Below are 15291 nucleotides of genomic sequence, written 5' to 3' on the forward strand. Positions count from 1 at the left end.
GGACGGCACAAGGACGTGTTATTTTTTGAGTCGCAATATCCATACTTAAGACAATTTTCAGTACCTATAAAAGCTTGCAACCCCTGCAAGCTTTTCGCATTATCCAGCACACAAAACATCACGCTAATACTACGCCATGTAAAGAAGGCGCATAAGGTGATGTAAAACGGATAGTTAGCAAAGGAGATGCTATGTCACTTGCTGTTGTGCACACTCGTGCCAGTGTGGGAATTGAAGCCCCACTGATCACTGTTGAAATTCATCTTGCCAATGGTCTTCCTGCGTTCAATATAGTCGGTTTGCCAGAAGCATCGGTGCGTGAATCTCGAGACAGAGTAAGAAGCGCGTTAATTAATGCAGGGTTTGAGTTTCCCGCCAAGAAAATCACCGTGAATTTAGCGCCCGCCGACTTACCCAAAGAAGGTGGGCGTTTCGATTTAGCCATTGCTATTGGCATTATTTCAGCCGCCGGGCAAATTCCCGAAGCCGCGCTACAGCCCTATGAATTTGTTGGGGAGCTAGCTCTTTCCGGGGAAATTCGGCCTGTGTCAGGTATTTTGCCTTTTGTTTTAGCGGCTAAAAAAGCAAAAAAATCGGTGATTTTACCCCAAGAAAATGCACCTGAAGCGAGCCTAATCAGTAACGCCACGTTATTACCTTCACATCATTTAATTACGGTTTATCAACACCTCATTCAGCAAGAGCTACTTGCGCCAGCGAATGCCGCCACTTTACAAGAAAAGTTAGCGCTACCAGAAGACGCTAATCACCTTGATATGAGTGATATTGTTGGTCAAGGCTTAGCCAAACGCGCGCTGGAAATTGCCGCCGCAGGTGAACATCACATCCTGTTTACAGGGCCGCCCGGAACAGGCAAAACGATGTTGGCGAACCGATTACCTAACCTACTACCGGATATGACAGAGCAAGAAGCACTCGAAACCGCCGCTGTTAATTCCATCTCACAGAAAGGCGCGATTACACAACTTTGGAAACAAAGAAGTTTTCGGGCACCTCATCACACTTGTTCAGCCGTTGCTTTGGTGGGAGGTGGCAGTCATCCGCGTCCGGGAGAAGTGTCGTTGGCAAACCACGGCGTATTATTTTTAGATGAATTGACGGAGTTTAATCGGCATGTATTGGATGTCTTGCGACAGCCTCTAGAATCGGGGTTTGTCACCATTTCTCGGGCTGCAAGGCAAGCTACGTTTCCCGCAAAATTTCAGCTGGTGGCTGCCATGAATCCAAGTCCAACCGGTGATGTGGATGATGGAAGAACCAGTTCCGACGTTATTTTGCGTTATTTGAGTAAAATCTCTGGCCCATTTTTAGATCGAATCGATTTACAAGTCGAAGTGTCGCGTCTTCCTAATGACCAATTTGAAAAAGAGATTCATAACAAAGGCGAAAGCAGCGAAGTTATTCGAGAACGCGTGAATGCCGCTCGAGAAAGACAAATGCGTCGGCTAGGTAAAACCAATGCACAAATGACCGGTGTGGAGATTCGTGAAGCTTGTGTATTAGCGCCTCAAGATCAAGTGTTTCTAAACGCTGCGGTGCTTAAGCTCGGGCTATCTATTCGCAGTTATCATCGTATTTTAAAAGTGGCGCGTACCATTGCGGATTTAGCCATGTCGTCACAAATTCAAAGGCAGCATTTAGCTGAAGCGATGAGTTATCGCGCATTGGAACGGTTAATTACACGTTTAAGAAATAATTAATGTGAAGCTTGTCGTCAGTTGAAACGCCATATCTGGGTTTACTGCGGATGCATAAAAGCACGGATTGCAGCCTCATCTTTGCGTTTTTTCAGGCAAGCAAGGCCAAGCTGATAAGGCTCAATATTAGGAATATCCAACATTTTGATTTTATTGCTAACCACAGAATATTCAACAACTACACGAGGCACAATACCAATGCCGCACCCGAGCGCGACCATACTTACTATCGCTTCGTTGCCCGCAACGTTGGCGTATACATTCGGTTTAATACCACGTGAATTAAACCAATCATTGGTAATGCGTTTTGATGGCCCAGATTCTGGTAAAACCACAGGTGACGTTTGCCAGTTTATTTGTTCCCAATGAGACTCGGGCGTATTGATGGGGGTAACAAGCACCAAAGGAATTTTATCGATTTCGAAGAAATATAAGGCTTCTGGAAAGTCAGGACGATGAATCGCAATAGCAACATCAGCCTTTTGCGTTAACACTCGTTGTTCCGCTTCAGCGGGATCGCCCGTAAAGAGCTTTATATCAACTTGAGGGTATTGCGTGGTAAAGCGGTCGAGTAATCCAGACATATGACTAAAGCTTGCGGTTACTGAGCAAAACAAACTTAGATTGCCATGTAATGCCGTGTTTTGTTCATTGATATTTTGTTGCAGTGTGCGCCATTCATCTAAAAATTGATCGCAAAAGAGCAGCACTTGTTTGCCAATAGCGGTGAGTTTAACGGAACGATTATCTCGAATGAACAAGGTTGCGCCACATTCTTCCTCAAGGCGTTGAATGGCGCGGCTTAAGGTTGAAGGGCTAACAAACATTGCTTCTGCGGTGCGGGTAAAGTGCAAAGAATAAGCAAGGTGTTGAAATAAACTCAGTGTGCGAATGTCCATGATGTGTTTGTTGCCTACTGCCAGTCTGTTTTGGTTTTACAACCGGTATTGCGTAATTTGCAATAAAGTATTGCATATATATCATTTTAAACAATACGAAATTAGCGTTACCTTAAGCCCACTCGGCGGAAATTATCGTACATTACCAGCAGTTAATGACGGCAACACAATTAAACACAGGTCTAAAAATGGCAAATTATTTCAATACATTGTCGCTACGCGAACAGCTTAAACAATTGGGTCATTGTCGCTTTATGCAAAGAGAAGAATTCGCAAACGGATGTGAGTTTCTTAAAGGCAAGAAAATCGTCATTGTCGGTTGTGGTGCTCAAGGTCTGAATCAAGGGCTTAATATGCGCGATTCAGGTTTAGATGTTGCTTATGCGTTACGGCAAGCCGCTATTGATGAAAAGCGTGAATCTTTCAAACGTGCTAGTGAAAATGGCTTTGAAGTGGGTAACTATGAAACGCTTATTCCGCAAGCTGATTTGGTCTATAACCTAACCCCAGATAAACAACATTCTAGCGTTGTTGATGCGGTTATGCCGTTAATGAAAGAAGGCGCTACGTTAGGCTACTCTCATGGTTTTAATATCGTAGAGGAAGGCAAGCAAATTCGTTCCGATATTACGGTGGTAATGTGCGCGCCTAAGTGTCCCGGCACAGAAGTACGAGAAGAATATAAACGTGGATTCGGTGTACCCACACTCATTGCGGTTCATCCAGAAAATGATCCGAAAGGTGAAGGGCACGATATAGCAAAGGCGTTAGCGTCGGCAACCGGTGGTGATCGTGCTGGCGTTCTTGAATCTTCATTTGTTGCAGAAGTGAAATCCGATTTAATGGGCGAGCAAACCATTTTGTGTGGGATGCAACAAACTGCCGCTATTTTAGCCTATGACAAAATGGTCGCAGAAGGTGAAGACCCCGCTTATTCCGCAGCCATTGTTCAATATGGCTTAGAAGCCGTTACCGAAGCCCTGAAAATTGGTGGCGTAACCAATATGTTGGACCGCTTGTCAAACCCAGATAAATTAAAAGTCATGGCGCTATCGGAAGAGATCGAAGGGTTGTTACGCCCGTTATTCGAAAAACATTTTGACGACATCATTAAAGGCGAGTTCTCTAAAACCATGATGCAAGATTGGGCCAATGATGACGCCAACTTATTAAGGTGGCGTGCAGAAACTCAAGATACTGGTTTTGAAAACGCACCTGTTTACGATGGCAAAATTGATGAGCAAACCTTCTTCGACAAAGGCTTATTCATCATCGCCATGATTAAAACTGGTGTGGAAGTGGCTTTTGAAGTCATGGTTGAAGGTGGCGTTCTGCCGGAGTCTGCTTACTATGAGTCGTTGCATGAAACCCCGCTTATCGCTAACACGATTGCTCGTAAACGTTTGTACGAAATGAACGTGGTGATTTCTGATACCGCCGAATACGGTAACTACTTATTTGCTAATCAAGCGGTGCCTATTTTGCGTGAGAAGCTCATACCAACATTGGATAAAGCTCTTGTTGGCGTTGGTTTGGAAGTAACAAGCACGAGTGTGGATAATCAAGCGTTGGTGGCCGCGAACGCGAAGCTGCGTCAGCATCCAGTAGAAACCGTGGGCGCGGAACTTCGAGGTTACATGAAAGACATGAAAGCGATTGTTGAGAGTAGCCAATAATCAAGTGATATTTACTTTTCCCAAAGAGGCAGTTTCTGTCGTTAAGTGCTGGCCGAGCACTTTTGGCCCTACCCATTTTGGGTAGGGCGTTTTTATTTCTGAGGGATGGTTTCTAGTTCAATCGTTTAGATGACTCACGCAACAGACATCGCCAGCGCTAATGCGCCTAAAATGCCTGAACGCTCTCCTAATGTTGGAGGGACAATAATCTCGCTTAACTTGCTATCCATTGCTAAGTAGTGATTTAAGCTGCTCTCTGTTTCTTGGGTAATGCTTTCTAATAACCCGGGTTTCGCCATTACACCACCGCCTAAAATCAATCGCTCAGGGCTAAAACTTACCAACAGATTATGACAAAACTTGGCTAATACCTTAGATTGTATCGCCCATGCTGGGTGATTGTCCGATAACTCTTGAGCTGGAACTCCCCAAATTGCCTTCATGGCTGCACCGGAAGCTAGACCTTCAACACAACTGCCGTGATAAGGGCAAACACCTTGTATTTCTTGAATATCACCTATCAAAATATGGCCCATTTCTGGGTGTAAAATTCCTTGTAATGGTTTGCCATTGATAAGCACACCAGCACCTACGCCTGTACCAACAGTTACGTAAATACTAACGTTAGTATTCATACTGGCGCCCCATAAATACTCAGCACGAGCGGCGGCGTTCACGTCTGTGTCGATTGCAACATTACAATTGAGCGCTTCGGCTAAGGTGCGCATTAGTGGTGCGTTTTTCCAACCGGGTTTTGGCGTGGTGGTTAAATTGCCGTAAGTGGGCGATGTGGGATTTAAATCCACAGGACCAAAAGTCGCCAATCCTAATTCAGAAAATGCTAAACCGGCTTCACGTTGTTGCTGAAAAAACGCGATGCATTGCCCCAATGTTTCTTCTGGTGATGTGGTGGCGATGCGGGCTTCTGCCACTATGTTTTTTTGTCGATCAAACAACGCACAGTTGAATTTGGTGCCGCCTGCTTCTATCGCAGCGAATAAATCAGACATAAATACCTCTTAGTGATGTGCGCTTAAGATAAAGTGCTTAGTCACGCTGTTTGTTTGGAGTAACTAAAACGGTGTTTAACGGTCAGTCACCTACAGAGATTTATCGCAAGCTCGCCGTGGATACTTTCATCTAAGCTCCTCAGACGATTCCTTGCGGCTGAGGGGTTACGCTTAACTCTCTGTAAGTGAACGATAATTTGGAACAGGTCTTTAGGCATAAGCCACCACCAACCATGTGGTGACAGCAAGCAAAATCACAGATAACACAAGGTAGTTCTTCCACCACGGCAATTTAAATTCAGCATCAATATCTTGCTGAAATTGCGCTTTGCTCCACATGTATTTTTGCTGCTCTTCGCTAGCACTATTTGGCTGAAGCACGCTGATAAAAATGCTGACGCTACAGGCAATCACAAACAAAAGCGCAGCAATATGTAAAAAATGAATGTTCAGCAAACCGATGGATTGGCTAACGAGTAAAGCGATGGAAATGACAAGCGATACCATGAAGCTAATAAAAGCGGCGTTTGCGGTGATGCCTTTCCACAACACGCCGAGTAGGAAAACAGCGACCACAGGCGGGGCAATGTAAGCCAAAACAGTTTGTAAGTATTTAAATAAAGAGCCGAATTGCTCGATGAAAGGTGCCCACGCTGCTGCGGCGAGCATGAAGCAGAACGCGGTAATACGACCTGTTTTCATTAATTGTTCAGACGTTAAGTTAGGCTTGGCTTTTTTGATGAAATCCATGGTCACAAGCGTGGAAGCGGAATGCAATGTTGAGTCGATACTGGACATTAGCGCCGCCAAAATACCTGCTACTACTAAGCCTTTTAAGCCAACCGGTAATAAATCGAAAATGAGTGTGGGATAAACCATGTCAGGGTTTTCTAAATCGGGATACAACAAGCGCGCCATGGTGCCGGGGAATACCATAATAAACAGTACGGGCAATTTTAACGCAGCGGCAAGGAGCAAGCCCCAGCGACCATGTTGATTGTTCTTAGCACTGAGTACCCGTTGCACCATGAATTGGTTGGTACACCAAAAGTAAAAGCCGAGAAGTGGCACACCAAACAGCAATCCTGTCCACGGCATGGCAGCATCATCGCTAGGGCGAATTAGGCTCATGGCTTCAGGCGGTGTAACTGCCATCACATTGTCCCAGCCTCCTACTTTTTCGTACGCAGCAAAGGTGACGGCGATAGCGCCGGTTAAAATCAAGACGGTTTGCATGGCATCGGTATAAATAACGGCTTTTAAACCACCTACAACCGTGTATAGACCAGCAGCTAACGACAACAATGCAATGATTAGCCAAAGCTCGTATTCGGGGAAAATCAACTTAAGTAACAAGCCGCCAGCGAATAAAGATGCGGCGGTATCAATTAGAATGTTACCGACTAGGGTCACGCCGGAAAAATAGAATCGAGAGCGCGCATCGAAGCGTCGCTCTAGGTATTCAGGCATGGTGTACACTTTGCTGTTTAAATAAACGGGCAACAAGAAAATGGCGAAAAACACCAAAATGACTGAGGCCATCCATTCGTAGTTAAAAACGGAAATACCCGTGGCGTAAGCATCGCCGGAGAGACCGATGAGTGTCGTGCTGGAAATATTCGAAGCAAAGAGTGAAATGCCCACAAAAGGCCAAATCATACTCCGACCAGCAAGAAAGTAGTCCTGTGCGTTTTGGTGATCAGAACCCACTCTTATCCCAACGTACATAACTACAAGAAAATACATGCCAATAAAAGCAAGATCGATCTGACTGAGACTGAAATCCACCATGTGCTACTCGTTATTCGTTGTTATCGTTTGTTGTTCCAAATTATCAATCACCTACAGAACGTTAAGCGTAAACCCTCAGCCGCAGGGAAGCGGCTATGGAGTTTCTGTAGGTGATTGAAATTGATACACCGCTACTTAGAAGGTGTACTTGATACTCACATTGGTCGTACGTCCGTTTAAAGGACGCGCACGAATAATGTCGCCAATGTTGGCTGAACCTTCCTCTGATTCCGTGATTACAAATTCATCGGTTACATTGTTCACGTTAATGGATGCCGAGAAATCATCGGTGATAAACCATGTGGCGAATAAATTAGTGATGACATACGCATCTTGTTGCAAATCGTTGTTATCTTGAACGTAGAAGTCGTCGGAGCCTTGGAAAGTGGCACCAATCAGAAAATCATCGTGTTCATATTGTGGCGTGATGGTGTAAATGTAATCTGCTTGACGGCGCGGCGTGTTGCCTACCAACGCAGGATTGAATTTGTCGTCGCTAATTTCAGCATCGGTCCACGTTAAGTTACCGGAGACCGAAAATCCTGCGCCAAATTCATAGCGTCCTTCAAGTTCGATACCCGTTGCTTCATACTCTCGGATAAACGTAAGGCCACTAGTGACTTCTGCTTGAGTATCTTCAGTTACTGTGTCGAATAAGGTAGCGTTGAGCTGATAGTCGCTAGTGCCAATTTTAATCCCCATTTCAAATTGTTCAGTTTCATCAAAGCCAGAAGTGGTGCTAGTTAAGCTGCCATCTGTGTTGAGTGTACCGGCAATTTGCAGTAAGCGGTCAGCAATGGCGCGTCCACCTTCGCTGTAACGCGCAAAAAAGGTAACGCTATTAGAATATAAGTATGAACCGCCCAACGAGAAGGCGTTATTGTCGGCTTCATAATTGACGATTTGGCTGCTCGCACCTGCGCGGTTGAGGTTAATAACACCGCCACCAAAACCAAACCCGTTAACCGATGAGGCGTCTTCGGTATTGCCATCAATAATGCCGTTTCCGTTTACATCGAAATCGGTATTACCCCCGCAACAGCTGCTAATTAATTCGCCATCGGCGTCCACGGTATCGCGACGCGCACTGATGTCGAACAACCACTTGTCACCCACTTCAAAGCCAATGTTGATATAAGGTGCAGTGGTGGTGTATTGCAGATCCCAATCCCACGATAAGAAGCTCGGTGTCCACAAACCGTTGTTGACTAACGCAGCGCCGTTGGCGTCGGTAATGTGTAAGTATTGAGAGTCGCTACCATCAACGGTTTGCACGAAGCTTTGCCAGCTATTCCAACTGGTGTCGATGTCTTGTCTGGAATAGTAGTAACCAAGGGTAACGGAAACGCCATTGTTGAATTCTTTTTTAATGTTGAGGTCGTTAATGGTGTTGCCTAAATCTTCAAATTCGGTATCGAAGAGCAGGTTAACAAAAGCTAGCCCATCATATTGTTCTCCTGCGCTCGAGCCATTGGCAAGACTAACGTTGGTACTTGAACAGTCAAACGTATTACCCTCACCATCGCGCGCGGCGGCGCAAATAGCGGCTGCCATACTACTCGCGCTCTGTGGGCCATAGTCACCAAATGTATCGGTGAACGGAGCGATAAAACCACCGTCGATGTCGCTATTTCTAAATTTGTTAACCAAGGTAATGCTGTTGGTCAGTTCCAAATTGGCTTCGAAGCCGAATGACGTTACGTTAGATTCAATGCCGTCAGTAAGATCGCGATTACGCGGGTTTCCGTAAGCATCAAAGCTGGAAATGTTCGAGGTAAAGGCTGAGTGCAACGTTTGATCACTCGCATCAAAGTTAGGTAAGGCATCGTAATCACCGTTACTTTTAACTAACACTGGTGCGGGCAAATAGGTAGTGGCGTTGTCATCTAAATGTTTGAAGTGAAAGCGAAGAAAACCGTTGTCTAATTCGCGAGTCAGGTTAAACCTTACCTGTCCGCCGCTATCGCCATTAAAGCCGGTTTCACGAGGACCTTCGCCGTGCCTTGAATGGCCTGCAATATGAAAATAGGTGTTGTTATTAATTTCGCCACCGTAAGCAAAGTCAACGCGGAATTCATCGTATCCCACACCAAATGAGGTGCCAATCGCACCGCCTTCTGTTTGTCCTGTGGCACTGATTAAGTTGATCACACCACCGGGAGAGTTGCTGGCAAAGGTAGAGGCTGAGCCGCCGCGCACCGATTCAACCAAAGCAACGGACCAATCATAGCGTAAGAAGTTGTCGGTATTACCAAAGTTAATGTCGCCAAATTCGAGAACCGGTAAGCCATCTTCGTGAATTTGCATAAACTTAGAGCCACCCGTCGCTAGTGGAATACCGCGAATGGTTAGGTTAGCGTTACCGCCGCCACCAGAAGACTCTGCTCGAATGCCGGGCAGGGCTCTGAATACCTCTGCTGTTGATCGAGGTGCGAGTTTCAAAATATCTTCATCATTAAAAGAGCTTACCGATACACTGGCTTCTTGCAGTGTGGCTCCGGCAGGGGAGGCGGTAACAACAATTTGTTCATATTTTGCTTTTTCAGTGGATTGTTCGGTTTCCTGAGCTAAGGTCAAAGGGCTCAAGATGGTACCAAAAGTAAGTGATAACGCGGTGGCGATGGTTGTAGGGTTAAGTTGCGCTTTCATCGAAAACTCCAAGCGTGAATGTAAACAGTGCTTTATCAAGAACATCTAAATGTTCAGTAATATTTTTTAATCATTTATGTTTAGTTCAACATGCACTAGTTAACAAATCGGTTGATCTAAAAACTTAAACGATTAAGATTAAAGTTAACAAACTTAATTTCTCTTGTAAAATATTTGTTAAGTGATCGATTTTTTTAATGACGATGGTGCTGCTGATTATGACCTTGAGAAGTGTTAGAAAATGGGGGTTATTGTGAAAAATGGCGTTGATTATAAAGATTATTTGTCGAATGCATTGCGTGTTTCTTCTTCACTTTTAAAGTCTAATAAAAACAAAGATGTATTTGAAAAACGTTTAGCACAACACTTTCCTCGATTGTTTAATTTACTCTTCGATGTTTATGGGGAACGTTACGATTTTGCTTTTTATATTAATCGTTTAACATGTTTCTTATGCAAATCTTTTATCGAGAGAGAAGATAAATTAAAGTCAATGGATGCGGCTCGCCAAGGCAATGCAGACTGGTTTCAACAAGAAACGATGTTAGGTATCGCGGTTTACGTAGATTTATTCGCAGGTGATTTAGTAAAACTGCAATCGCGTATTTCCTATTTACAAGAATTAGGTGTGACTTATTTACATTTGATGCCTTTATACGCCGTCCCTGAAGGGGAGAGTGATGGCGGTTACGCTGTGTCCGACTATCGAAAAGTCAATCCCGCATTAGGTAATATGAACGACTTAAAACGCTTGGCTGATTCTCTTCGTGAGGCGGGTATTAGTTTAGTGTTGGATTTTGTGTTTAATCATACTGCCGATGATCATGCGTGGGCAAAAGCTGCGAAGTCCGGTGATACCGAGTTTCAAAATTACTATTGGATGTTTGACGACAAAAGCATTCCTGAACGTTACGAAGAAAATTTGCGCGAGATATTTCCGCAAGTTCGGCGCGGAAATTTCACCTTTAATAATGAAGCCAATAAATGGGTGTGGACAACCTTCAACAGTTTTCAATGGGATTTGAATTATTCTAACCCAGCTGTGTTCAATGCCATTGTTGAAGAAATGTTGTTTTTGGCCAACGTTGGTTGCGAAGTATTGCGTTTAGATGCGTTAGCCTTTATTTGGAAAGAAATGGGCACAAACTGTGAAAACCAGCCCAAAGCTCATGCGCTCATTCAGGCATTTAATGCTTGCTTAAAAATAGTCGCGCCCGCCGTCAGCTTTAAATCTGAAGCCATTGTTCATCCCGACGAGGTGGCAAAATACATCGCCCCAGATGAATGCCAGCTTTCCTACAACCCGTTATTAATGGCGCTATTGTGGGAGTCGCTAGCAACGCGGCAAACCGAGTTGTTAACCAAGTCGATGCAAAAGAGCTTTGCGATCGATGCGGACTGTACATGGGTGAACTATGTTCGATGTCACGACGACGTTGGTTGGACATTCGACGATGCAGTATCGGCACAATGCGGCATAAATGGCTATGATCATCGTTATTTTCTCAATCAATTTTACACAGGTCGCTTCGAAGGAAGCTTTGCTAAAGGTGTGGCATTTCAGGAAAACCCAAGTACCGGAGACTGTCGTGTTTGTGGCTCGGCAGCTTCACTTGCGGGGTTAGAACAAGGACTGATTGAAAACAACGAATTACATATTGAACATGCTATTCAACGAGTGTTGTTGCTCCACAGTGTGATTTTAAGTATTGGCGGTATACCGCTTTTATATGCAGGCGATGAGTTAGGTGTACTCAACGATTATCGCTATTTGCATGATCCACATAAACAACAGGATTCACGATGGGTCAACCGTATTGCCCATAGCGAAGAGGTGATCCAGCAAGCGCAAAACCCAGAAGCACCTCAAAACCGAATTGCTCAAGGTCTGCAAAAGCTGATTGGCTTAAGAAAGCAGTATCCGGTGCTGGGAAAAGGATCAACTCATATTATTACCACGGATAACCCCCACCTTTTTGCTTATCATCGCCAACTGGGTCAAAACAATGTGTTGGTGATGTGTAATTTTAGTGAATCGACGCAACAAACGAGTCGATTAATTTTGGGTTACTTACAAGCAGAAAAAGGTGAAGACTTAATATCAGGTAAACATTACGCATTGCAGGGAGAATCGCTAGAGTTACAGCCCTATCAGGTTATGTGGATTAAGGCGTAACTCACACGATGCACTATTATGCGCTGCGCGTTGTTCCCCTGATGACCAGATCCGTTTTCACCGTGGTTTCGTTTTCTGCTTCAGGGTCGAGTAATACCGAGGCGGCAATGCGGCCTTTTTCAATGCTTTGTTGGCAAACCGTGGTAAGTTGAGGCTCGCAGCGTTCTGATTCAGAAATGCCATCGAAACCGACAATTTGGACTTGTTCTGGCACGCCAATATTTAAGGATTTCGCGACACGTAGTACCGCTAATGCCAACACGTCACTCATACAAAGCACGGTGCTTGGAAGAGGTCTGGTTGTCAGGATTTCGCGGGCGGCAATTTCTGCATTCTCGGGATCGTTTACCGGAACATGCCATACCATATGCGGTTGCAGTTCTGTTTTTGTTTCTTCTGCTGCTTCAAGATATCCCCTTAAGCGACGATGGGCGACGTCATTTTGCTCGCTAATCAAGTCGGCTTGCGTTAGGCGGCATACTCGATTGGACTCGATCAGTTTTAATCCTAAAACAGCAAGATTGCCTCGGTGACTTTTGAGGGCGTGAAGCGTAATATTTTTTGCGGCTTTTTGATCCTCGATTTGCACAACTTTCATATTACTTTCTGCTTGGAAGTCAACAGCAACAGCAGGCTTTCCTAAACGCATGATACGTTTTTCACAGTCACCAGAGGGTGCACCACAAAAAATAAAACCATCAGGTAAAGATTCCGCGCTGTTTTGCTCTTTTCCTCCTACTTGGCTGGATAAAAGTAATAATTGTTTATTATGTTGGGCGAGCACTTCAGCAACACCTTGCAAAAATTGGCTGGCAACAGGATCTGAAAAGCTATAACTCAATGAGTCGGCTAAAACCACTGCAACCACATCGGATTTTCCGCGGCGTAAAGAGCGTGCTGCGAGATTCGGGCCGTGATAACCCAAGGTTTCGCATTCCTTTAGAATTCTCTCTCGTAAACGTTCAGAAAGTTGATTCGGACGGTTAAAGGCATTGGATACCGTAGCCGTTGAAACACCCAAAATTCGGGAGACTTCTTTCAAGTTCAGAGGCTTTTTTTGATTCGGCATCAATTTGTAAACTTATGTAAATAGAATTAATAGAGGTTCAACCATAGCACAAGGTTACGGGGATAAAAAAGGGTTAATATCCGAGTTTTTGTGTAGGTAATTTAAATAGGCAAAATGAAACTCTAACAGAATATAAATAGGAATTCGCATTAAAATGTTACCGTAAATGCGTTGCTATCTTCTATTCGGTTTGCTAGCTTTTACGGCCATTTAATCGACTGTTGTAAAGTGCGTAAATGTGCATTAAACGTTTTACATTTCTCTCCCGCTTTTTATCTCTTTTAGTATTTTATTTGCCTTTTTCAATTTTGACACAAGCGCAAGAATCTCAGCAAAATATCACGAGTTTAGAAACGATTGTGGTGAGTGCTTCCAAGTTAGAATCGACGATTTCTTCAACAACCAGCAATATTAGCTTTCTAACCGATGAAGATATTAAGCGCATATCACCCACACACATCAATGAGTCTCTAAAACGTATTCCGGGTGTCTGGATAAGTCGAGGTAATGGTCAAGAACATCTCACCGCTATTCGCTCTCCTGTTTTGACTGGGGCCGGTAGCTGTGGCGCTTTCTTTATGGCGGAGGATGGCATTAGTTTGCGTGCTCCGGGATTTTGCAATGCAAATCAACTTTTTGCAGCCAATACCGAGCAAGCGGGCAGAATTGAGGTATTGCGTGGACCACATAGTAGTGTGTTTGGAGCCAATGCCTTGCACGGCGTGTTGAACATATTAACACCTGACGTCGCTAATATGGATAAATTAAGCTGGCAATTAGACGCAGGTGGATACGGTTATTTACGCGGTCGATTTTCAGCTACTTACGCGCAGAATGAGCAAGCGTTCGCGGTGTACGGTCATGCTAATAAGGATGAAGGTTTTAAAGACAATAGCGGGTTTGATCAGCAAAAACTTAACTTTTTGCATCAGTTTAGCGGGCAAGAACTTTCGGTAAAAAATCATTTATCGTTAACAAATTTGAATCAGGAAACAGCGGGTTTTATTGAAGGGTTTAAAGCTTATGAAGAGCAAGCGTTTAAAAGGACGAATCCAAACCCGGAAGCTTATCGTGATGCACAATCGGTTAGGGCGTATAGCCGTTGGTTGTTATCGCTAGGTGAGGATACTTCGCTTTTGGTGACGCCCTATGCTCGCTACAACAATATGACGTTTTTAATGCATTTTGTGCCTTGGCAACCAGTCGAAACAAACGGGCATCGTAGCTTGGGTATTCAAAGCCAGTACCAGCGTGACTTTGCCAATGTACAGCTTGCGCTTGGCGTAGATGTAGATTGGTCTGAAGGTTGGTTGAGCGAAGTGCAAGACGCGCCTTTTACGCCGAACTTACCGGCTGGTGTGCATTACGATTACCAAGTGGATGCGTTGAACTATTCTTCTTATTTGAATATAAACTGGTTGCTGACCGCGCCACTGAAATTGGAAATGGGATTGCGCTACGATGTGATGGAGTATGATTATGAAACCTTTGTTCCAGCAGGTTCAGCTTGTGAACCAAATGTGAGTAATTGCCGTTTTACGCGGCCCGAATCTCAACGCAATCAATTTAATGATTTATCGTACAAAATTGGCGCAAACTACGAGCTTACCAGTCAGCAGCACTTATATATGCAATATGCTCAGGGGTTCAGGCCACCTCAAGCCGCAGAGCTATATCGATTGCAAGCAGGTCAAAGTATTGCCAATTTGGACTCTGAGGAAATTCAATCCTTTGAAGTGGGCTTTAGAGGCCAATCAGGGTATGTGTTTTATGATGTCACTTGGTTCGACATGAACAAGGAAAACTATATCTTTCAAGATACTCAGCGGCGAAATATCGACAACGGCGAAACTCGACATCAAGGCGTAGAGATTCGAGCGCGTGCTAATTTAGGGGATTGGTATTTAGGCGCGTCGGCCACTTTTGCCGAACACGAATACGCCAATGATATTCAAATTAGCCGTAGTGGTAGTATTTTGGGGAACGAAATCGATACCGCGCCAGATACCCTAGCGAATATTCAATTAGGTTGGAAAAAAGACGGGCACTTTTGGGAATTAGAATGGAGCAAAATGGGGGATTATTATCTTGATCCCGAAAATACCGCTTCTTACGATGGTCACGAATTAGTGAATTTCCGCACGGGATGGCAGCTAACGGAGCAATGGCAATTATCCGTGCGTTTACTGAATTTATTAGACGAAGATTACGCCGAAAGGGCCGACTTAAGTTTTGGCAATTACCGTTATTTTGTGGGTGAACCCAGAGCGATTTATTTTTCTTTAGGCTTTCGCCAATAAACC

Annotated in this window: 9 protein-coding genes; 4 read left to right on the forward strand and 5 right to left on the reverse strand. The window is 44.4% G+C overall.

The window, feature by feature from the left end; all coding sequences use genetic code 11:
* The first annotated feature begins 191 nt into the window (after positions 1-191).
* Positions 192-1721 (forward strand): YifB family Mg chelatase-like AAA ATPase, encoded by a 1530-nt coding sequence (locus tag HJG39_RS17185; protein WP_268411207.1) that lies wholly within the window; start codon positions 192-194, stop codon positions 1719-1721.
* Positions 1722-1759: 38 nt separating this feature from the next.
* On the opposite strand, the gene ilvY is transcribed toward HJG39_RS17185, so the two are convergent.
* The gene (gene ilvY / locus HJG39_RS17190) at positions 1760-2617 is read right to left on the reverse strand and encodes an HTH-type transcriptional activator IlvY (RefSeq protein WP_268411210.1); all 858 of its coding nucleotides are present in this window, start codon (positions 2615-2617) and stop codon (positions 1760-1762) included.
* A 188-nt stretch (positions 2618-2805) separates the two neighbouring features.
* On the opposite strand from ilvY, the gene ilvC reads away from it, so the two are divergent.
* The gene (gene ilvC / locus HJG39_RS17195; protein ID WP_268411213.1) at positions 2806-4293 is read left to right on the forward strand and encodes a ketol-acid reductoisomerase; all 1488 of its coding nucleotides are present in this window, start codon (positions 2806-2808) and stop codon (positions 4291-4293) included.
* 134 nt (positions 4294-4427) lie between these two features.
* Here ilvC and HJG39_RS17200 read toward each other — a convergent pair whose 3' ends face one another.
* From HJG39_RS17200 to HJG39_RS17210, 3 genes are all read right to left on the reverse strand, one after another.
* Positions 4428-5303 carry an ROK family protein gene (locus HJG39_RS17200; RefSeq protein ID WP_268411216.1) on the reverse strand — a complete coding sequence of 292 codons (876 nt, stop codon included), beginning with the start codon at positions 5301-5303 and terminating at the stop codon, positions 4428-4430.
* Between the two features lie 210 nt (positions 5304-5513).
* Positions 5514-7094, reverse strand: a complete 1581-nt coding sequence (locus tag HJG39_RS17205; protein ID WP_268411218.1) for a sodium:solute symporter — start codon at positions 7092-7094, stop codon at positions 5514-5516.
* A gap of 135 nt (positions 7095-7229) precedes the next feature.
* Positions 7230-9743: a TonB-dependent receptor gene (locus HJG39_RS17210; RefSeq protein ID WP_268411221.1), complete on the reverse strand. Its 2514-nt coding sequence runs from the start codon at positions 9741-9743 to the stop codon at positions 7230-7232.
* A gap of 253 nt (positions 9744-9996) precedes the next feature.
* Between HJG39_RS17210 and HJG39_RS17215 the strand changes: the two genes are divergently transcribed.
* Positions 9997-11919 (forward strand): alpha-amylase family glycosyl hydrolase, encoded by a 1923-nt coding sequence (locus tag HJG39_RS17215; protein ID WP_442781042.1) that lies wholly within the window; start codon positions 9997-9999, stop codon positions 11917-11919.
* A 16-nt stretch (positions 11920-11935) separates the two neighbouring features.
* Here the strand turns inward: HJG39_RS17215 and HJG39_RS17220 are convergent, their stop codons facing one another.
* Positions 11936-12988 carry a LacI family DNA-binding transcriptional regulator gene (locus HJG39_RS17220; RefSeq protein WP_268411224.1) on the reverse strand — a complete coding sequence of 351 codons (1053 nt, stop codon included), beginning with the start codon at positions 12986-12988 and terminating at the stop codon, positions 11936-11938.
* A 293-nt stretch (positions 12989-13281) separates the two neighbouring features.
* On the opposite strand from HJG39_RS17220, the gene HJG39_RS17225 reads away from it, so the two are divergent.
* The gene (locus HJG39_RS17225; protein WP_268411226.1) at positions 13282-15288 is read left to right on the forward strand and encodes a TonB-dependent receptor; all 2007 of its coding nucleotides are present in this window, start codon (positions 13282-13284) and stop codon (positions 15286-15288) included.
* Positions 15289-15291: the final 3 nt, after the last annotated feature.

Origin of the sequence: Alteromonas sp. a30 (genome assembly GCF_026788005.1) — a bacterium.
Lineage (GTDB): Bacteria > Pseudomonadota > Gammaproteobacteria > Enterobacterales > Alteromonadaceae > Paraneptunicella.

Coding starts and splice junctions, on each gene's coding strand:
- HJG39_RS17200 (WP_268411216.1), bottom strand. CDS start 5,303: ATGTCTGATTTATTCGCTGCGATAGAAGCAGGCGGCACCAAATTCAAC.
- ilvC (WP_268411213.1), top strand. CDS start 2,806: ATGGCAAATTATTTCAATACATTGTCGCTACGCGAACAGCTTAAACAA.
- ilvY (WP_268411210.1), bottom strand. CDS start 2,617: ATGGACATTCGCACACTGAGTTTATTTCAACACCTTGCTTATTCTTTG.
- HJG39_RS17210 (WP_268411221.1), bottom strand. CDS start 9,743: ATGAAAGCGCAACTTAACCCTACAACCATCGCCACCGCGTTATCACTT.
- HJG39_RS17205 (WP_268411218.1), bottom strand. CDS start 7,094: ATGGTGGATTTCAGTCTCAGTCAGATCGATCTTGCTTTTATTGGCATG.
- HJG39_RS17185 (WP_268411207.1), top strand. CDS start 192: ATGTCACTTGCTGTTGTGCACACTCGTGCCAGTGTGGGAATTGAAGCC.
- HJG39_RS17220 (WP_268411224.1), bottom strand. CDS start 12,988: ATGCCGAATCAAAAAAAGCCTCTGAACTTGAAAGAAGTCTCCCGAATT.